At 71.9% G+C, this 21,152-nt stretch carries 25 protein-coding genes; 11 read left to right on the plus strand and 14 right to left on the minus strand.

The genetic code is table 11. The features are described 5' to 3' along the window. Nucleotides 1–155: 155 nt before the first annotated feature. The 4 genes from JWQ92_RS04630 to JWQ92_RS04645 all read right to left on the minus strand — a co-directional run bounded on the left by JWQ92_RS04630 (nt 156) and on the right by JWQ92_RS04645 (nt 4,796). Nucleotides 156–722, minus strand: coding sequence for an adenylate kinase (locus tag JWQ92_RS04630; RefSeq protein WP_297343288.1), 567 nt, complete (start codon nt 720–722; stop codon nt 156–158). Nucleotides 723–747: 25 nt separating this feature from the next. After that, nucleotides 748–3,195, minus strand: a complete 2,448-nt coding sequence (gene ppsA / locus JWQ92_RS04635; RefSeq protein WP_297343289.1) for a phosphoenolpyruvate synthase — start codon at nt 3,193–3,195, stop codon at nt 748–750. 33 nt (nt 3,196–3,228) lie between these two features. Further along, entirely contained in the window at nt 3,229–4,086 is an 858-nt protein-coding gene (locus JWQ92_RS04640) for a pyruvate, water dikinase regulatory protein (protein ID WP_297343290.1), read from the minus strand. A 98-nt stretch (nt 4,087–4,184) separates the two neighbouring features. Beyond that, nucleotides 4,185–4,796 (minus strand): TetR/AcrR family transcriptional regulator, encoded by a 612-nt coding sequence (locus tag JWQ92_RS04645; RefSeq protein WP_297343291.1) that lies wholly within the window; start codon nt 4,794–4,796, stop codon nt 4,185–4,187. A gap of 78 nt (nt 4,797–4,874) precedes the next feature. On the opposite strand from JWQ92_RS04645, the gene JWQ92_RS04650 reads away from it, so the two are divergent. Further along, a complete protein-coding gene (locus JWQ92_RS04650; RefSeq protein WP_297343292.1) occupies nt 4,875–5,564 on the plus strand; it encodes a DUF998 domain-containing protein in 690 nt (229 codons plus the stop codon). 65 nt (nt 5,565–5,629) lie between these two features. Here JWQ92_RS04650 and JWQ92_RS04655 read toward each other — a convergent pair whose 3' ends face one another. Both JWQ92_RS04655 and msrB read right to left on the minus strand, forming a co-directional pair. Continuing rightward, nucleotides 5,630–5,827, minus strand: a complete 198-nt coding sequence (locus tag JWQ92_RS04655; protein WP_297343293.1) for a hypothetical protein — start codon at nt 5,825–5,827, stop codon at nt 5,630–5,632. Nucleotides 5,828–5,921: 94 nt separating this feature from the next. Next, nucleotides 5,922–6,329, minus strand: coding sequence for a peptide-methionine (R)-S-oxide reductase MsrB (gene msrB / locus JWQ92_RS04660; RefSeq protein ID WP_297343294.1), 408 nt, complete (start codon nt 6,327–6,329; stop codon nt 5,922–5,924). Between the two features lie 149 nt (nt 6,330–6,478). Between msrB and JWQ92_RS04665 the strand changes: the two genes are divergently transcribed. From JWQ92_RS04665 to groL, 4 genes are all read left to right on the plus strand, one after another. Then, a complete protein-coding gene (locus JWQ92_RS04665; protein ID WP_297343295.1) occupies nt 6,479–6,766 on the plus strand; it encodes a DUF3263 domain-containing protein in 288 nt (95 codons plus the stop codon). 59 nt (nt 6,767–6,825) lie between these two features. Beyond that, nucleotides 6,826–7,356, plus strand: coding sequence for a LytR C-terminal domain-containing protein (locus JWQ92_RS04670; RefSeq protein WP_297343296.1), 531 nt, complete (start codon nt 6,826–6,828; stop codon nt 7,354–7,356). Nucleotides 7,357–7,514: 158 nt separating this feature from the next. Continuing rightward, nucleotides 7,515–7,718, plus strand: a complete 204-nt coding sequence (locus JWQ92_RS04675) for a cold-shock protein (RefSeq protein WP_297343297.1) — start codon at nt 7,515–7,517, stop codon at nt 7,716–7,718. A 231-nt stretch (nt 7,719–7,949) separates the two neighbouring features. Continuing rightward, nucleotides 7,950–9,572, plus strand: a complete 1,623-nt coding sequence (gene groL, locus JWQ92_RS04680; RefSeq protein ID WP_297343298.1) for a chaperonin GroEL — start codon at nt 7,950–7,952, stop codon at nt 9,570–9,572. Nucleotides 9,573–9,766: 194 nt separating this feature from the next. Here groL and JWQ92_RS04685 read toward each other — a convergent pair whose 3' ends face one another. The 4 genes from JWQ92_RS04685 to JWQ92_RS04700 form a co-directional block, all read right to left on the minus strand. Next, entirely contained in the window at nt 9,767–10,054 is a 288-nt protein-coding gene (locus tag JWQ92_RS04685; protein ID WP_297343299.1) for a WXG100 family type VII secretion target, read from the minus strand. A gap of 55 nt (nt 10,055–10,109) precedes the next feature. Continuing rightward, nucleotides 10,110–11,804: a cell wall metabolism sensor histidine kinase WalK gene (locus JWQ92_RS04690; protein ID WP_297343300.1), complete on the minus strand. Its 1,695-nt coding sequence runs from the start codon at nt 11,802–11,804 to the stop codon at nt 10,110–10,112. A 64-nt stretch (nt 11,805–11,868) separates the two neighbouring features. Further along, entirely contained in the window at nt 11,869–12,561 is a 693-nt protein-coding gene (locus tag JWQ92_RS04695; protein WP_297343301.1) for a response regulator transcription factor, read from the minus strand. A gap of 103 nt (nt 12,562–12,664) precedes the next feature. Further along, complete coding sequence (locus JWQ92_RS04700) at nt 12,665–12,931, minus strand: hypothetical protein (protein WP_297343302.1); 267 nt, start codon at nt 12,929–12,931, stop codon at nt 12,665–12,667. A 107-nt stretch (nt 12,932–13,038) separates the two neighbouring features. Between JWQ92_RS04700 and JWQ92_RS04705 the strand changes: the two genes are divergently transcribed. Further along, nucleotides 13,039–13,419: a cold-shock protein gene (locus JWQ92_RS04705; RefSeq protein WP_297343303.1), complete on the plus strand. Its 381-nt coding sequence runs from the start codon at nt 13,039–13,041 to the stop codon at nt 13,417–13,419. A 7-nt stretch (nt 13,420–13,426) separates the two neighbouring features. After that, complete coding sequence (locus JWQ92_RS04710) at nt 13,427–13,987, plus strand: DUF3027 domain-containing protein (protein WP_297343304.1); 561 nt, start codon at nt 13,427–13,429, stop codon at nt 13,985–13,987. Between the two features lie 4 nt (nt 13,988–13,991). Here the strand turns inward: JWQ92_RS04710 and serC are convergent, their stop codons facing one another. Further along, nucleotides 13,992–15,110 carry a phosphoserine transaminase gene (gene serC / locus JWQ92_RS04715; RefSeq protein WP_297343305.1) on the minus strand — a complete coding sequence of 373 codons (1,119 nt, stop codon included), beginning with the start codon at nt 15,108–15,110 and terminating at the stop codon, nt 13,992–13,994. Between the two features lie 264 nt (nt 15,111–15,374). Between serC and JWQ92_RS04720 the strand changes: the two genes are divergently transcribed. The 4 genes from JWQ92_RS04720 (at nt 15,375) to JWQ92_RS04735 (ending at nt 18,993) form a co-directional block, all read left to right on the plus strand. Next, nucleotides 15,375–16,067, plus strand: a complete 693-nt coding sequence (locus JWQ92_RS04720; RefSeq protein ID WP_297343306.1) for a metal-dependent transcriptional regulator — start codon at nt 15,375–15,377, stop codon at nt 16,065–16,067. 207 nt (nt 16,068–16,274) lie between these two features. Further along, entirely contained in the window at nt 16,275–17,153 is an 879-nt protein-coding gene (locus JWQ92_RS04725; protein WP_297343307.1) for a C40 family peptidase, read from the plus strand. 399 nt (nt 17,154–17,552) lie between these two features. Next, the gene (locus JWQ92_RS04730) at nt 17,553–18,050 is read left to right on the plus strand and encodes an HNH endonuclease (RefSeq protein WP_297343308.1); all 498 of its coding nucleotides are present in this window, start codon (nt 17,553–17,555) and stop codon (nt 18,048–18,050) included. Beyond that, complete coding sequence (locus tag JWQ92_RS04735; RefSeq protein ID WP_297343309.1) at nt 18,034–18,993, plus strand: nucleoside hydrolase; 960 nt, start codon at nt 18,034–18,036, stop codon at nt 18,991–18,993. The genes JWQ92_RS04730 and JWQ92_RS04735 overlap by 17 nt, the downstream gene beginning before the upstream one ends. Before the next feature lie 88 nt (nt 18,994–19,081). Here JWQ92_RS04735 and JWQ92_RS04740 read toward each other — a convergent pair whose 3' ends face one another. From JWQ92_RS04740 to JWQ92_RS04750, 3 genes are all read right to left on the minus strand, one after another. Then, complete coding sequence (locus JWQ92_RS04740) at nt 19,082–19,285, minus strand: hypothetical protein (protein WP_297343310.1); 204 nt, start codon at nt 19,283–19,285, stop codon at nt 19,082–19,084. A 61-nt stretch (nt 19,286–19,346) separates the two neighbouring features. Then, on the minus strand, nt 19,347–19,634 hold the full coding sequence (locus JWQ92_RS04745; RefSeq protein WP_297343311.1) for a hypothetical protein: 288 nt from the start codon (nt 19,632–19,634) through the stop codon (nt 19,347–19,349). After that, complete coding sequence (locus JWQ92_RS04750; protein WP_297343312.1) at nt 19,631–21,022, minus strand: GAF domain-containing serine/threonine-protein kinase; 1,392 nt, start codon at nt 21,020–21,022, stop codon at nt 19,631–19,633. The genes JWQ92_RS04745 and JWQ92_RS04750 overlap by 4 nt, the downstream gene beginning before the upstream one ends. Between the last annotated feature and the right edge of the window lie 130 nt (nt 21,023–21,152).

A 21,152-nucleotide genomic window follows, 5' to 3' on the forward strand; every position in this document is an offset into this window, starting at 1 on the left:
GGACCGGACAACTGTCGTGCATGCGCCGCGGTTCCGCAACGCTTCCTCCCGGGCGGTCTCCTGATTCGCTCCGTCGACCGGTGCCCGCCGGCAGCCGTGGCCGATCCGACCCTTCGTGGATCCGCGCGGCGCTCGGCTCCGCAGTCGGCCAGGAGTCAGGGGTGCACGGCGGCCCAGACCCGCTCGGCGACGTCGTCGACCGTCCCGGATCCGTCCACGCGCCGCAGCAGCTCGATCTCCTCGTAGACGTCGAGCAGCGGCCGCGTCTGCTCGGCGTACATGCGCAGCCGCACCCGGAACGCCTCCACGGTGTCGTCCGGTCGCCCGTCGAGGAGGGCGCGGGCGGCCATCCGGCGTGCCGTGACCTCCTCGTCGGCCTCGAGGGCGATGACCGCGTCGATGGCGAGCCCGCGCTCCGCGAGCCACCTGTGGAGGAAGTCGAGCTGCGGCAGGGTGCGCGGGTAGCCGTCGAGGAGGAATCCGGGCGCGCAGTCGTCCCGGAGCAGCCGCTCGGCGACGACCCGGTTCGTGAGGTCGTCGTCGACGTACCGGCCCGACGCCATCACCGCCTGCACCTCGGCGGCCAGGTCGCCGTGCGCCGCCTTGAGCGCACGGAACATGTCGCCCGTCGAGATGGCGGGCACCCGCAGCCCGGCCGCGAGGATCGCCGACTGGGTTCCCTTCCCCACACCGGGCGGGCCGGCGATCAGCAGCCGCGGCACGTCGACGTCCCCGCCCGCGGCCGCGCTACCTGGCCGCTCCCGCCACTTGGGCCGCGAGGGCGGTCCAGGTCTCGACGACCGTGTCGGGGTTCAGCGACATCGTGTCGATGCCCTGATCCAGCAGCCACGCGGCGAGGTCCGGATGATCGCTCGGACCCTGCCCGCAGATCCCCACGTACTTCCCCCGCCGCTTCGCCGCGGTGATCGCGAGGCTGAGCATGTGCTTCACCGCCGGGTCGCGCTCGTCGAAGCCGGCCGCCACGAGGGCCGAGTCGCGGTCGAGCCCGAGCGTCAGCTGCGTCATGTCGTTGCTGCCGATGGAGAAGCCGTCGAAGTGGTCGAGGAAGGCATCGGCCAGCACCGCGTTCGAGGGCAGCTCGCACATCATCATCACCTGCAGGCCGTTCTCGCCCCGCCGGAGGCCGTTCGCCGCGAGGAGGTCGATGACGCCCGAGGCCTCCGTGACCGTGCGGACGAACGGGATCATGAGCTTCAGGTTGGTGAGCCCCATCACGTCCCGGACGTAGGTCATCGCCTCGCACTCCATCGCGAAGCAGTCGGCGAAGGCGGGGGAGAGGTACCGGGACGCGCCCCGGTAGCCGATCATCGGGTTCTCCTCGTGCGGCTCGTACAGCTCGCCGGCGACGAGGTTGGCGTACTCGTTCGACTTGAAGTCCGACAGGCGCACGATCACCGGCTCCGGCGCGAAGGCCGCCGCGATCATCGCGACCCCCTCCGCGACCCGCTGCACGAAGAACTCGCGCGGGCCCGGATAGGCGGCGATCCGCTCCCGGATCTCGTCACGCACCGCGTCCGGCAGGGACCCCGGATCGGACGCCAGGTCGAGCAGCGCCTTCGGGTGGATGCCGATCTGCCGGTTGATGATGAACTCGAGCCGGGCGAGCCCGACGCCGTTGTTCGGCAGCTGCGCGAAGGCGAACGCCTGGTCGGGCGTCCCCACGTTCATCATGATCTTGACGGGGATGTCCGGCATGTCGCCGAGCGTGGTCTCGTCGACCACGAACGGCAGCTCGCCGTCGTAGACGAAGCCGGTGTCGCCCTCGGCGCACGACACTGTCACGCGCCGGCCGTCCGCCAGGTCGTCGGTGGCGCTGCCGGTGCCGACGACCGCGGGGATGCCGAGCTCGCGGGCGATGATCGCCGCATGGCAGGTCCGGCCGCCGCGGTTGGTGACGATCGCCGAGGCCCGCTTCATGATCGGCTCCCAGTCGGGGTCGGTCATGTCCGCGACCAGGACCTCCCCGGGCACGAAGGCGCTCATCTGGTCGACGCGCGAGAGCACCCGCACGGGGCCGGCCCCGATCTTCTGCCCGATCGCCCGTCCGTCGACGAGCAGTGTGCGCGCCGACGCCGGGCCCTCGATGCGGTACCGCTTCGTCGAGGTGGTCGACCGCCGGCTCTGCACCGTCTCCGGTCGTGCCTGGAGGATGTAGAGGAGGCCGTCCAGCCCGTCCCTGCCCCACTCGATGTCCATCGGCCGGCCGTAGTGCCGCTCGATCGTGGTCGCATGCTGCGCGAGTTCGGTGACCTCGGCGTCCGTGATGGAGAACAGCCCACGGTCCTTCGCCGGCACGTCGATGAACTCGGTCGTGCGGCCGACGGACCGATCCTCCGTGTAGACCATCTTGATCGCCTTGCCGCCGACCTGCCGCTTGAGGATCGCGGGGCGGTCCGCGGCCAGCGCGGGCTTGTATACGTAGAACTCGTCCGGGTTCACGGCCCCCTGCACGACCGCCTCACCCAGGCCGTAGGAGGAGGTGATGAACACGGCGTCGGTGAAGCCGGACTCCGTGTCCATCGTGAACATCACGCCGGACGCGCCGACGTCCGAGCGCACCATCCGCTGGATGCCGGCGGACAGCGCGACGACGTCGTGCGCGTACCCGTGGTGCACGCGGTACGCGATCGCGCGGTCGTTGTAGAGCGACGCGAAGACCTCGCGCACCGCCGTCAGCACCTGGTCGATCCCGCGCACGTTGAGGAAGGTCTCCTGCTGGCCGGCGAAGGACGCGTCGGGGAGGTCCTCCGCGGTGGCCGACGACCGGACGGCGAACGACGCCTCCTCGCGCTCGGCGGCCAGCTCCGCGTACGCCGCGCGGATGTCGGTCTCGAGGTCGGGCGGGAAGCGCTCCTCGAGGACGGCGGCCCGGATCTCCCGGCCGACGACGGCGAGGCGTTCGACGTCGTCGATGTCGAGGTCCGCGAGCAGCGCGTCGATGCGCTCGGTCAGGTCCTGCTGGCCGACGAACCGCCGGTAGGCGTCGGCGGTGGTGGCGAAGCCGTCGGGCACGCGGACGCCCAGGCCCGACAGCTGGCTGATCATCTCGCCGAGCGACGAGTTCTTGCCGCCGACCTGGTCGAGGTCGGCGAGGCCGAGGTCCCGGAACCAGCGGACGTTGGAGCCGCTCGGCGTGCGGTGCTCGGCGGTGGGAGAGGGGGCGGTGACGCTCATCGGTACTGCTCCTTTGCAGTGGAAGGCGGTCGTTCAGGCGTGAGCGAGGTGCTGCAGGATGACGGTCGACATCTCCTCGACCGACTTGGCGGAGGAGTTGACGGTCGGGATGCCGTGGGCGCGGAAGAGGGTCTCCGCCCGGCGCAGCTCCCACGAGCACTGCTCCATGGAGGCGTAGGTCGAGTTCGGCCGGCGCTCGTTGCGGACCTGCGAGAGCCTGGCGGGCGTCGTCAGGATGCCGAAGCAGCGGTCCCGGAGGGCGCGCACCGGTTCGGGCAGGTCGGTGTCCTCGAGGTCCTCCGGCACGAGGGGGTAGTTGGCCACGAACACGCTGTGCTGCAGCGCCAGGTACATCGTCGTGGGGGTCTTCCCGCATCGCGACGGGGCGAGCAGGACGACGTCGGCCTCCGCGTAGTTGCGGAGGCTCTCGCCGTCGTCGTGCTCGATGGCGTACTCGACCGCCCGCATCCGCCGGTCGTACCGGCTCATGTCGCCGACGCCGTGGGCCCGGATCGCGAGGTGCGCGGCCTGCAGCCCGAGCAGCTCCTCGAGGTGGCCGAGGTGCGATGTGACGAGGTCGATGATCGGCGCCTTGCTGGTGGTCAGCACGCCGCGGATGGTGTCGTCGGCGATCGTCGCGAACACGAGGGGCGTGCGAGGGCCCGCCATGGCCGCGTCGAGGGTGGCGACCGCTTTGCGGGCGTCGCCGATCGACATGATGAACGGGATCCGCGTGCGCTCGAACCGCACGCCGGGGAACTGGACGAGCAGCGCGTTGCCCATCGCTTCGGCGCTGATGCCGGTGGACTCGGCGACGAAGTAGACGGGGACGGGCGCATCGGCGGCCGGCGGGGCGTCGAGCGGCGCCAGCGGATCCGGGCTCGCCGTCATGGCTGCTCCTGACGCATCATCGACGTCCGTGCCGCCGGGGCGCCCTGGTGGCGCGCCGAGCCTACTGCGCATCCTCAGGCCGTGGGTGCCGGTTGGAGTCAGGGCCGACGGTCGGACGCGAGCCGGAGCGCCTCCCCGTGCGCGCGCACGAACGCGCCCACCGTCGAGTGGACGTGCGCCCGGATCGCGGCCTCGTCGAGCGCTGCTCCCGCGAGTAGTGCGCGGTCCTGCAGCGGCCCGATGACGGCGTAGGCGAACTGGTCCGCCGCTGCCGCAGCGTCCGTCACACCGAGCCGGGCGAACGCCTCGGTGAGCAGCCGCAGCGTCGCCGCCGGCCCTCGCTCGAAGTAGGTCCTCGCGATGTCGGGGTGCCGCGTGGACTCGCCGATGGCCAGCCGCCGGAGGCCCACCACCTCCGGGCGCAGCACGCCGCCCGCGAGCGCCATCGCCGCCTCGATCAGTCGCTCCTCGACCGGTCCGTCCGCGTCGAGGGGCTGCACGGCCCGCGCGAGGATCACGGCGGACTCCTGCGTCACGGACTCGACGAGGGCGGTCAGCAGCGCCGGTTTGTCGGCGAAGTTGCTGTACACCGTCGCCTTCGAGACGCCAGCACCCGCTGCGATCCGATCGACGGACGTCGCGTCGAAGCCCTCGTCGAGGAAGAGGGTGCGTGCGCTCTCGAGCACCGCCGCCGCCTTGCGCCTCCGCATGCCGCCTCCTTGACAGTGAGCGCTCGTCCTGCGCTACGGTCAAACTGTACCAACCGGTTCGGTTTGAAAGGAACGATCATGAGCGGCAACCGAGGCGACGCGGCCGACTGCACCCCCGAGGCGCGGGTGACGAAGTCCCTGCTCGGGTACGGCGTGATCGCCGGCCCCTTCTACGTGGTCGCGTCCGTGCTGCAGGGGCTCCTGCAGCCGGGATTCGACTTCACGCGCGACAGCTGGAGCCTTCTCTCCCTCGGCCAGGCGGGCTGGGTGCACGTCGTCGCGTTCCTGGTGACCGGGGCGATGGTCGTCGCGGCCGGCCTCGGCGTGCGGCGGCACGTCGGGCGCGGCCCTGGCCGGACGGCCTGGGCGTACCTCGGGCTCTACGGCGTGCTGCTCCTGCTCGCCGGGGTGCTGCTGCCCGACCGGCCGGGGTCGTTCTCCGGCCACGGTCTCGGGCACCTCGCGGCCGGCGGACTCGGGTTCATCGCGTTCGCGATCACGGCCTTCGTGCTCGCTCGTCGCTTCCGGCGCGAGGGGGCGCGCGGATGGGCCGCGTTCTCGGTGATCGCCGGCGTGGGGCTGCTCCTCGGCTTCGTCGCCGTCGCGGCGGGCAGTGCCGCCCCCGCAGCGATCCTCAGCTTCACCGCCGCGGTGGTCCTGTCCTGGGTCTGGCTGTCGCTCGTGTCGGTGCGCCTCTACGGCGAGGCGGCCGCGGAGGGCAGGATCCCGGCCGAGCGCCGCACCGGCGTGCCCGCCGCACGGAGATGAGCGTCGACCGGCGGTGACCGGCGGGCGAGGCTCGTCGGGTCACCCCGGTGGACAGGACGGGACGGCTATCGGTGCTCGCCGAGCTCCCAGGGCAGGTGGTCGTCGTCGAGCGCCACCTCGTAGGCGGGCGGCTCCTCGAACGGCGCCTTCGAGACGACGTCGCCGAAGAGCTCGATCTGACCCACGTTGCGGACGACGGAGCCGACGCCACCGTCGTCCCCGCCGAGGCCGAGCACGCGTCGCACCCCGGTGATGAAGCCCATGGCGGAACGCTAGGACCGTCGGTCGTCTCGCCGCGAGCCCCCGTTCGGACGTGCGGCAGTCAGGGACGCCGCCCGTCCCCGGAACGGGTTCGGGTCAGGCCTCGGCGTGGTCGTCGAAGCTGAGCGACACCGAGTTCATGCAGTAGCGCTCGCCGGTCGGGGTCTGCGGTGCGTCGTCGAACAGGTGCCCGAGATGGGATCCGCAGCGGGCGCAGAGCACCTCGGTGCGGGTCATGCCCCACGCTCGGTCGCTCTTCAGCTCGACCGCGTCGTCCGAGACGGGCTCGAAGAAGCTCGGCCAGCCGGAGCCGGAGTCGAACTTCGCCGTCGACGTGAACAGGGGCGCGTCGCAGGCCTTGCAGCGGAAGATCCCGTCACGGTGCTCGTCCAGTAGGGCTCCGCTCCACGGTCGCTCCGTCGCCGCCTCGCGCAGGATCGTGAACTCGTTCGGGTCCAGCGCCGCTCGCCACTCCGCGTCGCTCTTCGTCACTTCGTATGCCATGGGGTTCCTCTCGCCTCGCGGACGCAGCGGATCGACGCATCTTCGGCGCGTCGGCCTGTCGCTCCACCCGCTCGTGATGGAGCGCTCCTAGCATCGCTCCTATTCCGGAGGCGGTGGCCGGCCCGATGGGTCGAGGAAGGCGGTGGCACGTGACCGACGACCACGCTGACGCGACGCGGCACCTGCCCGAGCTCAGCGCGCGCGACCTCGCGATGCTCGCCTTCGAGCGGTCGTCGTGGAAGCACGGCGGCCAGAAGGAGGAGGCCATCCGCGAGGAGTTCGGCATCTCCGCCGCCCGCTACTACCAGCTGCTCGGGGCGCTGATCGATTCGCCGGCGGCCCTGCAGGAGGACCCGATGCTCGTGAAGCGCCTCCAGCGCCTTCGCGACGCCCGAACGGTACGGCGCGCCGATCTGCTGCGCCGGCACTCGAGCTGAGCGCCACGGGAGCCGTGCCGATCCTCGGCACGGCCTTCACAGACCACCCCCGAAAGGCGATGGCCACCACACCGCGCGACCGCTTCGACGACGTCCCCGCCGATCTCGCTCGCGTCGGAGCCCATCGCGCACCACGTCCCGCCGGCCGCGGCTTCGTCGCCTTCGCGTGGGCTGCGCTCGCCACGGGGGTGCTCGTCGGCGCGGGCGTGCTCGGCCTCGGTGCCATCGAGGGCAGGATCAGCAACGTCGGCTCGGTCCCGACCACGCCGACCGCAGCAGCCCCGACGCCGACCGTCGATCCGAACATCGATGTGGTGCTGCTCAACGCGACGACTGCGAACGGCCTCGCGGCCGGCGCCGAGAGCATGCTCGTCAAGGCCGGCTGGAAGGTCGGTTCGACCGCGAACGCCAGTGCGACGGATGTGAAGGCGACGACCGTGTACTACACGACGGCATCACAGGCCGGAGCGGCGGCGGGCCTCGCGAAGTCGCTCGGCATCACCCGCACCGCCCTCTCGCAGCAGTTCGCGGTGCCCGGGCAGTCGCGCCTGACCGTCGTGCTCGGCGCGGATTACGCCGCCGCCCACTGATCGGTGGGCCGTCCGCTCGTTTCCGGTCGGTTACGGCGGTGTTGAGATCCGGGGTCGGATCGCCCTTCCCCTGTCTGGGGTGTCCTCCCGCTCACTAGATTCGTCGCGATCCCGGACGCGGTGCACGAGGTCCGGCGGACTCACGTAGGAGCGGCGTCATGGCCACCGGCATCGTCAAATGGTTCAACTCCGAGAAGGGCTACGGCTTCATCACCGTGGACGGGGAGGGCCAGGACGTCTTCGTCCACTACTCCGCGATCGACATGAGCGGCTACCGCACCCTCGCGGAGGGGCAGCGGGTGGAGTTCGAGGTCGGCACCGGCTCGAAGGGACCGCAGGCGGAGGCCGTCCACCCGGCCTGAGCCCGCGCCACCGCGCTGTCGACGGCGCCGCGGCGCCTTTCCTCGCCCCCTTCCCGGCCGGCCGCCGTCCCGCCGGCGGTGAATCCCGGCGTGGGCTGTGTCGGCTTGCACTCGACCGGGTGGACTGCCAAGATGGATTAGCACTCCGATCTGTCGAGTGCCAAAGCGGGCACGGCTCCGAGGCCACGCCCGCCTCCCATCCGTCACGTCCAGGAGGGACGACAAACACTTATGGCGAAGATGATTGCCTTCGACGAGGAGGCCCGACGCGGTCTCGAGCGCGGGCTGAACCAGCTCGCTGACGCCGTGCGCGTCACCCTCGGCCCGCGCGGCCGCAACGTGGTGCTCGAGAAGAAGTGGGGCGCCCCGACCATCACGAACGACGGCGTCTCCATCGCGAAGGAGATCGAGCTCGAGGACCCGTACGAGAAGATCGGCGCCGAGCTCGTCAAGGAGGTCGCCAAGAAGACCGACGACGTCGCCGGAGACGGCACCACGACGTCCGTCGTGCTCGCCCAGGCGCTGGTCCGCGAGGGCCTCCGCAACGTCGCCGCGGGCGCCGACCCGATCAGCCTGAAGCGCGGCATCGACAAGGCCGTCGAGGCGGTCTCGCGCGAGCTGCTCGCCTCGGCCAAGGAGGTCGAGACCAAGGAGGAGATCGCGGCGACCGCGTCCATCTCCGCCGGCGACGAGCAGATCGGCGCCATCATCGCCGAGGCGATCGACAAGGTCGGCAAGGAGGGCGTGGTCACCGTCGAGGAGTCCAACACCTTCGGCACCGAGCTCGAGCTCACCGAGGGCATGCGCTTCGACAAGGGCTTCCTGTCGCAGTACTTCGTCACCGACCCGGAGCGCCAGGAGGCGGTCTTCGAGGACCCGTACATCCTGATCGTGAACAGCAAGGTCTCGAACATCAAGGACCTGCTGCCGATCGTCGACAAGGTCATCCAGACCGGCAAGCAGCTGCTGATCATCGCGGAGGACGTCGAGGGCGAGGCGCTCGCGACCCTGATCGTGAACAAGATCCGCGGCATCTTCAAGTCCGCCGCCGTCAAGGCGCCGGGCTTCGGTGACCGCCGCAAGGCCCAGCTGCAGGACATCGCGACGCTCACGGGCGGCCAGGTGATCTCCGAGGAGGTCGGCCTCAAGCTCGAGAACGTCACGCTCGACCTGCTCGGCCAGGCCCGCAAGGTCGTCATCACGAAGGACGAGACCACGATCGTGGACGGCGCCGGTGACGCCGACCTCATCGCCGGCCGCGTGCAGCAGATCCGCAACGAGATCGAGAACACCGACAGCGACTACGACCGCGAGAAGCTCCAGGAGCGTCTCGCCAAGCTCGCCGGCGGCGTCGCCGTCATCAAGGCGGGCGCGGCGACCGAGGTCGAGCTGAAGGAGCGCAAGCACCGCATCGAGGACGCCGTTCGCAACGCGAAGGCGGCCGTCGAGGAGGGCATCGTCGCCGGTGGTGGAGTCGCCCTCATCCAGGCGGGCAAGACGGCGTTCGCGTCGCTCGAGCTCACCGGTGACGAGGCGACCGGCGCCAACATCGTCAAGGTCGCCATCGAGGCCCCGCTCAAGCAGATCGCGCTGAACGCCGGTCTCGAGCCGGGTGTCGTCGCCGAGAAGGTGCGCGGCCTGCCCGTCGGTCACGGCCTCAACGCCGCGACCGGTGAGTACGTCGACATGCTCGCCGCGGGCATCAACGACCCGGTGAAGGTCACGCGTTCCGCGCTGCTCAACGCCGCGTCGATCGCGGGGCTGTTCCTCACCACGGAGGCGGTCGTCGCCGACAAGCCGGAGCGTCAGCCGGTCAACGCCGGTGGCGACGCCGGTGGCGGGATGGACTTCTAGGCCACACCACCCACGGCGGAACGGGCCGGGCGTCCTTCGGGATGCCCGGCCCGTTCCCGTTCCTGGGGGTGCGGGCCGACGGGTCGACTCAGGCGGATCCGGGAGATGGGCGCGCGGAGCCGAGAAGTCGGCTCCGCCTCGAACGCCCACTCGCCCGTCATGTCCGAAGCGGACCGCCGACCCGGCAGCGCGTTTCAGCCGAACAGGCGGGCGTTCGCCACCTCGATGTCGGCGTACTGCTGCGCCGCCGTGCGGAGCGCCCGGTCGATGCTCGACAGCACCTGCTCGAGGTTCGTCTGCGTCGTGCGCCACTGCTGCACGACGCCTTGGAACGCGACCGCGGCCTGACCGGTCCACGAGCCCTGCAGCGCGCCCAGCTGCCCCTGCAGCGCGTTCACCTCGCCCTGCAGCCGGCCGACGGTCGCGCCGACCGCCGCGGCGGCGCTCGCCACCTCGTCGCTGTCCACCGTATAGCGGGTCATCCGCGTGCTCCTTCCGTCGTTGCGCGCCGTGCGGCGCGACGGGGAGGGACGGTAGTCAGGCGACGGCCGCGTCCTGGTCGGAGTCCTCGTCGACCTCGACCTCCGGCTCGTCGTCCTGGGTGGGGAGGAGCGGAAGCGTGACTCGGAACGTGGCACCGCCGCCGGGCGTCTCGGAGATGCCGATGTCGCCGCCGTGCGCGTTGACGATCGCGGCCACGATCGCGAGACCGAGGCCGGCGCCGCCGGTGTCCCGGGTGCGGGAGGAGTCGGCGCGCCAGAAGCGCTGGAAGATCTTGTCGCGGATCTGCGGCGGGATGCCGTCGCCGTGGTCGATGATCTCGAGCACCGCCCGGGAGCGCACGCGATCGACGTAGGTGGCGATCTCGATGGGGGAGTCGTCCGGCGTGAAGCGGATGGCGTTGCCGATGAGGTTCGTGAGGACCTGCCGGAGCTTGTCCTCCTCGGCGAGCACCACGGGTCGCACCGAGCCCGAGATCGACGAGGTGACTCGGGCCTCGTCGTCCGCCTGCTCGTCGGCGCGCCGCCGCGCCCGGAGGAGCCGGGCGCTCGCGAGCCGGATCGATCCCGTGATGCTCGAGTCGGCGGGGGCGCCGTTCCGCCGGAACAGCCGCGCGGCGGTGGTCAGCGCGGCCTCGGACTCGTCCTGGCTGATCACGGGCCGCAGGATCTCGATCGCTCCGGTGGGCATCTCGGGGTCGTGGGCGATCACCCGGATCATCCGCTTCGGGGCGAGCGCCCGCGCGTCGAGCGCCGCGTCGTGCGCGAGCGGCAGCAGCTCGACCGGCGTGCGCTTCAGCTCCCGCGACTCGTCCAGCCGGGCGAGGGCGAGCAGGTCGGTGACCAGCGCGCCGAGGCGCACCGCCTCCCGCTCGATGCGGTCCATCGCCTGCGCGATGTCCTCGCGGCTCTGCAGGGCGCCCATCCGGTACAGCTCCGCGTAGCCGCGCACCGAGACCAGCGGGGTGCGCAGCTCGTGGCTCGCGTCGCCGACGAACCGGCGCATCTGCTCGATAGTGCGGGCGCGGTCGGCCAGCGCGCCGTCGATCCGGTTCAGCATCCGGTTCAGCGAGCGGTTCAGCCGGCCCACCTCGGTGTTCGGCGTGGTGTTGCCGAGCCGCTGCCCGAAGTCGCCGTCGGCGATGGCGGCGGCCGTGCGCTCCACCTGCCGCAAGGGCCCGAACGTGGAGCCGACGAGCAGCCGTGTGACGACCGCCCCGAGCAGCACCACCACGATCCCGAACACGAAGAACAGCGTGAACAGCTGCGCGATCAGTCGGTTGACCGTGTCGAGGGGCAGGCCGAGCGCGACCGCCGTGCCGTCGGGCAGCCGGCGCACCTCCATCCGGAAGGTGGCGGCGCCCGCGTCGTTCTTCACCGTGAAGGCGGATGTGCCCTGCTTCTGCAGGAAGGCGGCGTCCACGCGTGGCATCACCGGCGCGTTCGCCCGCCACTGCGGGTTCCTGTCGATCACGTTCCCCGACGCGTCGACGTGCGCGTAGACGTACTGCGTCGCGACTGCTGCCTCATCCGCGGTGGCCGTGCTGGCGCTGAGGTGGTTCAGCGTCTGACTGATCTGCGTGTCGGCGTCGCGGATCAGGTAATTGCGCAGCACGGTCATGGTGCCGAACCCGCTGACCACGAGCCCGACGGTCATCACGAGGACCGTGACGGCCGTGATCTTCGTGCGCAGCGAGATGGCGTTCCACCACTCGGCCAGCGACGCGTGCATGATGGCCGTCAGTGTACGAAGCCGGGCCGGGATGGAGCCGGGTGCGCCCGGCCTCGAAGACGGCTCAGACCTTCGCCGCCTTCAGCATGTAGCCGAAGCCGCGCTTCGTCTGGATGATCGGCTCCGTGCTGTGCGCGTCGAGCTTGCGGCGCAGGTACGAGATGTACGACTCCACGATGCCGGCGTCGCCGTTGAAGTCGTACTCCCACACGTGGTCGAGGATCTGCGCCTTCGACAGCACCCGGTTCGGGTTCAGCATCAGGTAGCGCAGCAGCTTGAACTCGGTGGGGGAGAGCTCGATCGGCTCGTTGCCGACCGTGACCTCGTGGGTGTCCTGGTCCATCGTGAGCTCGCCGGCGCGGATGACGGCGTCCTCCTCCGCGTGCATGGTCCTGCGCAGGATCGCCTTGATGCGCGCGACGATCTCGTCGAGGCTGAACGGCTTCGTCACGTAGTCGTCGCCGCCGACCGTGAGACCGGTGATCTTGTCCTCGGTGTCGTCCTTCGCCGTGAGGAAGAGGATGGGTGACGTGTACCCGGAGGAGCGGAGGCGCTTCGTCACGCCGAACCCGTTCATGTCGGGGAGCATGACGTCGAGGATGATCAGGTCCGGCTCTTCTTCGAGCACCGCTGAGATCGCTTGTGCGCCGTTGCTGACCGCCCGTACGGCGAATCCGGCGAAGCGGAGGCTCGTGGTCAGCAGGTCGCGGATGTTGGGTTCGTCGTCGACGATGAGAACGCGTGGTTGGTCGGCCATGCGGCAGATTCTCTGCGGGCTTCCTGGGTGCTCTCTGACAAGACACCGTGTGGTTCCGAGATCTGCGGCGTACGCCCGCTGGTGCTGACCGGTGGCCGCGCTGTCAGTGGCCGCGGGTGCGGGCGACGACGCCCACGGCGATCACCGCGAGGGCGAGAAGCAGCCCGATCACGAGGCCGGGCAGGGGCAGCACCTGCACGACCGAGAGCACGCCGCTGTGGAACGCGCTGTCGGGGACCCCCGCCCCGCGGGCGATCAGGAGCACCGCGATGTCGAGCACGCAGAGGAAGATGACCGTCCCCGCCATGACGGCGAGCGACCGCTGGGCGCGGGACGCCGCTGGGGGGTCCTCATCGGGTCGTGCGGCCATGCCGGGGAGCCTATCGGGAGGCGCCCGCGGGCCCCGGCCCCGGCGCCGCTACACTGGATCGGCCGATTCCGGCATCTCTCGCTCTTCCGTCCCACCCCGAGGTCAGCATGCCCACCGGCAAGGTCAAGTTCTACGACGAGGCGAAGGGCTTCGGCTTCATCAGCGGTGACGACGGCCAGGAGGTCTTCCTCCACGCGTCCGCACTGCCCGCCGGCACCACGGTGAAGGCCGGCACGAAGCTCGAGTTCGGCGTCGTCGCCGGCAAGCGCGGCACTCAGGCGCTCTCGGTTCGCGTGCTCGAGAACCCGCCGAGCCTGCACAAGCTGCAGCGCCCGTCCGCCGACGACATGGCGGCCAGGATCGAGGACCTCATCAAGCTGCTCGACCGCGAAGGCGCGAACCTGCGCCGCGGCCGGTACCCCGACGCCGAGCACGGCCGCCGCATCGCGGCGCTGCTGCGCCGCGTCGCCGACGACTTCGACGCCTGAGCGTCGCGTGTCGGTGCTTCAGGACGATCGGACGGCGCTCGCCCTGCAGGCGCTCGCCGAGGTGACGGATCCCACCTCCGTCGGCGAGCTCATCGAGGTGACGGAGCCTGCGCCCGGCGTCCGCGACCTGGTGTTCGCCTGCCGCCTGCCCGGCTACGTGGCCTGGCGGTGGACCGTCTCGACGACGCGGATCGACGACGGGGCGCCGACCGTGCTGGAGGTGGAGCTGGTGCCCGGCGAGGGCGCGCTCGTCGCGCCTCCCTGGGTGCCGTGGGCCGAGCGGCTCGCCGAGTACCGCCGCACGCATCCGGACGAGCCCGTCGACGGCCCGGAGGATCTCGACGACGACGACGACGAGGACGACGAGGAGGACCTCGACGAGGACCTGGACGACGTGGACGCCGACGCGCTCGAGCTCGACGGCGTCGAGTTCGAGGACCTGACCGAGGATGACGACGAGCCCACCGGCGACGAGCAGGTCGACGTCGAGCAGCCCTCGGTCGAGCAGGACGGCGAGGCCGAGCCTGCCGACGGCGGGCACACCGAGGGGCGTCCGGACCCGGCCTGACGCCTCAGCCGATGCGGGGCAGGCGCTCCACGACGTACTCGATGCAGCCGATGAGGGCCGCGACGTCGGCCGGCGGGACCGACACGAAGGTGCCGATGCGCAGCTGGTTGCGGCCGAGCTTGCGGTACGGCTCGGTGTCGACGACCCCGTTGGCGCGGAGCGCTGCGGCGACGGCCGCCGCGTCGACGCCCTCGAAGTCGATCGTCACGACGACGGGGGAGCGGTCCTCCGGGCGCGCGACGAACGGGCGCGCGTACGCCACCCGCTCGGACCAGTCGTAGAGCATCGTCGACGACTCCGCGGTGCGGTGCGCGGCCCACGCGAGCCCGCCCTGCTCGTCGATCCACCGCAGCTGCTCGTCGAGCAGCACGAGGGTGCTGATCGCCGGCGTGTTCAGGGTCTGGTCGAGGCGGGAGTTCGTCAGCGCCGCGGCGAGGCTGAGGAACTCGGGGATGTACCGGCCCGATGCGGCGATGCGCTCGATCCGCTCGACCGCGGCGGGCGAGCAGAGCGCGAACCACAGGCCGCCGTCCGACCCCATGTTCTTCTGCGGCGCGAAGTAGTAGACGTCCGCCTCGCCGGCGTCGAAGGCGATGCCGCCCGCGGCGCTCGTCGCGTCGATCACCGTGAGGGCCCCGGGTGCGTCGATGCGCTGCACGGGCGCCGTCACGCCGGTCGAGGTCTCGTTGTGCGGCCAGGCGTACACGTCGATGCCGTCCTCGACGAGGGGTTCCGGCCGGGCGCCGGGGTCGGCGGATCGGACGCTCGGCGCCTCCAGCCACGGGGTCCCGGCGGCGGCGGCGAACTTCGCACCGAACTCGCCGAATGCGAGGTGCTGGCTGCGCCGCTCGATGAGGCCGAACGCGGCCGCGTCCCAGAACGCGCTCGATCCCCCGTTGCCGAGCACGACTTCGTAGCCCTCCGGGGCGCCGAGCACGGCGGCGAGCCGGCGGCGGACGGATCCGACGAGCGACTTGACCGGCCGCTGGCGGTGCGACGTGCCGAGCAGTGTGCGGCCCGCGGCGACGAGGGCGTCGACCTGCTCCGTCCGCACCCGCGAGGGACCGCAGCCGAAGCGGCCGTCGGCGGGAAGGAGATCGGCCGGGATGGTGAGGCTCGCCACGAGCACGGAAGCCTACCGGCGCGCCGTCCATGCCGCCGATCACGCCGACGCGAGACGACGCGAAGGCCGGTGCTGCGCTCGCACGGCCGCGTCAGCGGGACCCGGCCGCTCCGGCAGGACGATTCGGGCCCGTTCGTCCTGCCGCCGCGGCATCGTCCTGCTGTCGCGCCGGCGGGCCGGGGTGGGGCTGCGCCGTCCGGGTCCGGGCGCGCAAGTAGGATCGACCACGGCCCGCCGGGGCCCCACGGAAGGAGCGCGCCCGCCGTGACGGACCTCGTCGACACCACCGAGATGTACCTGCGCACCATCCTCGACCTCGAGGAGGAGGACATCGTCCCCCTCCGGGCCCGCATCTCGGAGCGCCTCGGCCACTCGGGACCGACCGTCTCGCAGACGGTGGCGCGGATGGAGCGCGACGGTCTCGTGGTGCTCACGGGCGACCGGCACCTGCAGCTCACCGCGGAGGGCCGGGTGAAGGCGGTGCACGTGCTCCGCAAGCACCGCCTCGCCGAGCGGCTGCTCAGCGACGTGATCGGGCTCGACTGGGAGTACGTGCACGACGAGGCGTGCCGCTGGGAGCACGTGATGAGCGAGCAGGTCGAGCGCCGTCTCGTGGATCTGCTCGGGCACCCCACCGAGTCGCCGTACGGCAACCCGATCCCGAGCCTCGACGACCTCGGCGCTCCGCCTTCGGCGCGGTTCCTCGAGGGCGTGGTGTCGCTCGTGCCGCACGTGGCGGCGCAGGACGGGCCGACGCAGGTGGTCATCCGCCGGCTCGCTGAGCCCGCCCAGTTCGACCCGGCGCAACTCGGACAACTGAAGGCGACCGGCGTCCTGCCGGGCGCGACGGCGACCGCGAGCGCCGTTCCCGGCGGCGTGCGGCTCGAGGTCGACGGCTTCGAGGACGCGCTCGTGCTGCCCACCGAGCTCGCCGCGCACGTCTTCGTCGCGGCCTGAGGGGCGCACCTTCGACTTTAGATCGAAGGTTCAGCGTGTCGCCCGGCGATCCGTTGGCATTTCGTTACGTTGGGCCCTGCTCGACGGCCAGCCAGGTCCTCGGGCACGGCGATCACGGTGTCCCCCCGCCTGTTCGTGAACGCCGGAACCGCGCGAGCAGCACCGAACAGGACGGCCCGATCGGCCGCGGGACCGGGAGGATCCACCATGGCCGAATCCCACGGATGGGGAACGCCGAACGGTGTTCAGCAGACACCGACCGTCACCCCGCTGCCGTCCCGGCGAGCGATGCGCGATGCGCGCCTCGACGCCGTCGACCCGCGCTCGGTCCGGCGTCCTGAGCACGCCGGCCGCCGCACCACGGTTCCGGTCCGGCCCGCGGCACGGACCGCATCCGTCCCCGTCGCCCCGCGGCGCACCCGCTCCCGGGTCGTGTTCTCCGCCGTCGTCATGACGCTCGCGGCCGGCCTCGTCGCGACGCTGGCCCTCCCCTCCTACGCCTTCGATCCCAGCCACGGCACCCGCAGCGCCGAGCGTTCGCAGGGCATCGACACGACGACCGGCGGCGACCAGCAGCTGCCGCAGGTCGCCGCGGACGTGCGGAGCGTCAAGGTCACCCGCGACGCCGTGACCGCCACCAGCGCGGCCGAGCTCAAGCGCGCGGCGCTCGCGAAGGCCTACTCCGCCTACACCGGCCCGACCGCCGCGCAGCTCGCCGCCAGGGCTGTGCCGTCGGGGTCCGGCCTCTCGGGGGTCCTCGCGACCGCCCTCCAGTACCAGGGTGTGCCCTACGTGTTCGGGGGCGCGGACCCGAGCGGCTTCGACTGCTCCGGCTTCATCATGTACGTCTACGCCAAGTTCGGCGTCTCGTTGCCGCACTCCGTGCACCAGCAGGACGCGATCGGGACCCCGATCACCGAGGCCCAGGCGCAGCCGGGTGACGTCGTCATCTTCAACGACGAATCGCACGACGGGTTCTACGCCGGCAACGGGATGATCCTCCACGCGCCGTACCCCGGTGCGAACGTGCGGGAGCAGCCGCTCTGGTCGTCGGACGTGCACTTCGTGCGCTTCGCCGTCAAGTAGCGCCGCTGCGGCGATGCGCGCGGAGGCGCGGGCGGCGGTTCGCGGGTGCGGTGCGCGCGCCGGGCTCCCCGCGGTCGATCACGGTCGCATTCCGTCTCGCGGAGAAGCACGGCGTCCTGTCGCTCCGACGGGTTAGCCTGATCCCGATCCGGCGGAAGGGCATCGGGATGAGTGCACGCAGGTGGGAGCGGTCCACGCTCACCGGCCTGCGGAGCGCCTGTTCCGGGGCGCTGACCATAGCGCCGTCGCGCAGCAGTGCAAGGGTGTCGTCCGTCGGACGGCGCCTTTCTTCGTTTCCGGGGCCCGTGCGCTCCGGCGATGCCGCGCATCGCGCCCCTGGTCGGATCGATTCGAGTCGAACCCCTGCAAGCCGTGCAGGCCGCTTCGAGAGGAACGCCGATGCGCACCCTGGTCCTGAACGCCGGATACGAACCGCTCGCGGTGGTGTCCTTCAAACGGGCGCTCGTGCTCGTGCTGAACGGCAAGGCGACGGTCGTCGCCGCCGATGAGGCCCATCCCGTCTTCGGGTCCTCGGGCTCGTGGGACCGGCCGAGCGTGATCCTGCTCACACGCTACGTGCGGATGCCGGGCGCGCGACGGGTGCCGGTCACCCGTCGGGGCGTGCTGCGCCGGGACGAGTTCCGCTGCTGCTACTGCGGCAAGGGGGCGACGACGATCGACCACGTGCTGCCGCGCTCGCGTGGTGGCGCCGACTCGTGGGAGAACCTCGTCGCCTGCTGCCTGACGTGCAACAACACGAAGGGCGATCGCACGCCCGCGGAGATGGGCTGGGCGATGCGGGTGACCCCGCGGGTGCCGCACGGCACCACCTGGCTGGTGCGCGGCGTCGAGCGGCCCCAGCCCGACTGGCGGGAGTTCCTTGCCCCGGCCGCGTGAGCCGGCGCCGATCTACCTGGACTGCGACACCGGGATCGACGACGCCCTGACGCTCGGCTACCTCGTGGCGGCGGGAGCGGAGCTCGTCGGGGTCGGCTCGGTGAGCGGCAACGTGTCGGCGGAGCTGGGCGCCCGGAACACGCTGGACGTGCTCGCCCTCGCGCACCGCGCCGACGTACGCGTCGCGGTCGGCGCCCACGACCCGATCCGCGGCTCGTTCCACGGCGGCGCCCCCGGCGTGCACGGCGCGAACGGGATCGGCGACGTGGTGCTCCCGCGCAGCGACGCGGCGCCGACCGGCGAGACGGCCGCGGCGATGCTCTCCCGACTGGCCCGGGAGCACGCGGGCCGGCTGCACGTGCTCGCCGTCGGCCCGCTGACGAACCTCGCGCTCGCCCTCGACGCGGATCCGGAGCTCCCGTCCCTCGTGGCCGGGGTCACGATCATGGGCGGGGCCGCGCTCGTGCCGGGCAACGTCACCGCGGTCGCCGAGGCGAACATCTTCAACGATGTGCTCGCCGCGGCGCGGGTGCTCGATGCCGAGTGGCCGGTCACCGTGGTCGGCCTCGACGTGACGATGGAGGCCCGGTTCGAGCAGCGGCACCTCGACGCGCTGCTCGAGGGGCCGCCCGTCGCCCGTGCGCTCGGGGCGATGCTGGGCACGTACTTCCGCTACTACACCCCCGTGCTCGGCCGGCCGTCCTGCGCGCTGCACGACCCGCTCGCAGCGGCCGTCGCGCTCGGCGAGCTCGAGCCGACGCTCGCTCCGGTCGTGCCCGTGGAGGTGGACACGACGGAGGGGCCGGGGCGCGGGCAGACCATCGCCGACCTCCGCAGCCGGTTCATCGGCTATCCGGCGCTGCCAGGCACCCGCCACCGCGTGGTCCTCGAGGTGCCCACGGGGTTCGGCGACAGGCTCGCGGAGGCGCTGCTCGGGCTCTGAGTGCGGCCCAGCGGCATCGCGCCGCGAGCAGCTGCAGCGCCCTTCGCAGCAGGACCGGGCCGGGCAGTGCGTGCCGAGCCGGCGGAGATCAGACCGCGGTCGGCCGCGGGAAGACGTCGATGAGGGAGCTGCCCGGGTTCAGCGCGGCGAACGGCAGCATGCGCACGAGCCCGCAGTCGGCGCAGAGCAGGTAGCGCGTGCTGTCCGCCTTCGCGACTCGGAACTCGCCCGCGCAGTGCGGGCAGGGCGGAACGGATCGGAACAGCCCCTCGACGCCGGATGCGACCATCACGTTGGGATCATCGATCCGTGGCGCGCGAATGGCAAGCCCCAGGTTCCTGGGGCATCCGGCGCTACGCCAGGCCGCGATGCGCCGCCCAGAGGACCGCGGCCCGCTCCGCCGCCGCCCCGACGAGGGCGGTGAAGCGCTCGTCGTCGGGCACAGGGAACGGCACGTAGCCGGCCCGCCCGCCGCCGCTCGGCCGTCCGTAGGCCTTCACCGCGAGGTGCCCGTCCGGTAGCAGGCGCACGTTCAGCGTCTGCAGCACGAACTCCTGCCCGCGGCGGGAGTCCGTCCAGCGCAGCTCCACCGGGATCGTGACATTGATCGCGAGCGCGCTGACCTCCACCGGCTCGCTCATCCGGTGCCCGTGCGTCCTCTCGGCCGGTCGGGTTCCCGCCCCATCACGATGCGGCGCGTGGCCAGCCGCAGCTCCATCTCGTGCAGCACCATCGCGGCGAGGTCCTCGAGCGTGGCCACGGACTCGGGCGGGAAGGCGTGGGGTTCCCGATCCAGGACGGCGAAGGAGCCGATGTTCTGCCCGTCGGGGGTGATCAGCGGGACCCCCGCGAAGAAGCGGACGTCGTCGCCCGCCATGGGAGCCCCGGCGACGCGGGGATCGCTGCGAGCGTCCTCGATGACGAGCGTGTCCTCGTGGAGGCCGCCGCTCAGCGCGAATCCCCGCTGGCGCTGCACCTCCTCGACCGCGATGCCGTGGTGCGACTTCAGCCAGATGCGGTCCTCGTCGACCACCGTGACGATCGCCATGGGCACGGAGAAGAGGCGGGCGGCCAGCGCGGTGATCCGATCGAAGGCGCCGTCCGGCGGGGTGTCGAGGAGGTTGTAGCGCCGCACCGCGTCGAGCCGGTCGGACTCCGGGTCTCGGGCGGGTTCGACGGCGCCGAGGAACTGGGCGACATGGGCGCGGAACGGCTCCATCGCGTCCGCGGCGGCCGGCCGGTCCCTCGGGTTCCGCGCCGTCATCCGGCGCACGACCTGAGCGAGGTCGGCAGGCAGATCGGCGGGGATCACCGGGTCCCGGTCGAGGCGGGCGAGCGCGCTGTCGGTCACGCCGCCGGGGAAGCAGGGCCGGCCGGTGAACGCCTCGATCAGCACCAGGCCGAACGCGTACACGTCGGTCTCCGGGCCGAGCAGCCGCCCCTCGACCTGCTCCGGGCTGAGGTAGGCGGCCGTGCCCGTGGTGAACTCGCCCGGGTCCTGCTGGTCCGCGTGGGTCAGGGCGATCCCGAAGTCGGCGAGCTTCGCCCTGGGCGGCCGATGCCGCGTCTCGACGAGCAGCACGTTGGCCGGCTTGATGTCGCGGTGCACGATGCCGGCCTGATGGATGTGGTCGAGCGCCAGCAGGATGTCCCAGCCGAGATACGCGACCTCGACGGGTTCGAGCGCGCCGCGGCGGAGCCGCTCCCGGAGGTCGGAGCCTTCGACGAGCTCCATCACCAGGTAGACCTGCGGCTCGCCCTTCGCGTCGAAGTCGACGCCGGCGTCGAGCAGCATGACGAGCCCTGGATGGTTGAGCGACCCGAGGAGGCGCGCCTCGCCCTGCTGCGCCTGCAGGTCCTCCGGCCGAACGGCGCTCGCCGCGAACAGCTTGATCGCCACCTCCCGGCCGAGCAGGGTGTCCCTGGCCCGGTAGACGGTCGACGCGCCGCCGCGACCGAGCAGAGGGCCGAGCCGGTACCGGCCGGAGAGCATGCGCGCGGTGCTCCCGCTGCCCACGGGGTCGAGCATCGTCCCTCCCGTGGATCGCAGGACGCCCGTGGTGCACGACGGGCGAGGCGGCCGGGTGGTGCGGTGCCCGAGCCGTCGCACGCATCGTCGCACAGGCAGGAGGCCGGTGCGACGCGCGGACGCGGCGGCT

It is taken from the genome of Amnibacterium sp., assembly GCF_025463795.1.
In the GTDB taxonomy this organism is placed as follows: Bacteria; Actinomycetota; Actinomycetes; order Actinomycetales; family Microbacteriaceae; genus Amnibacterium.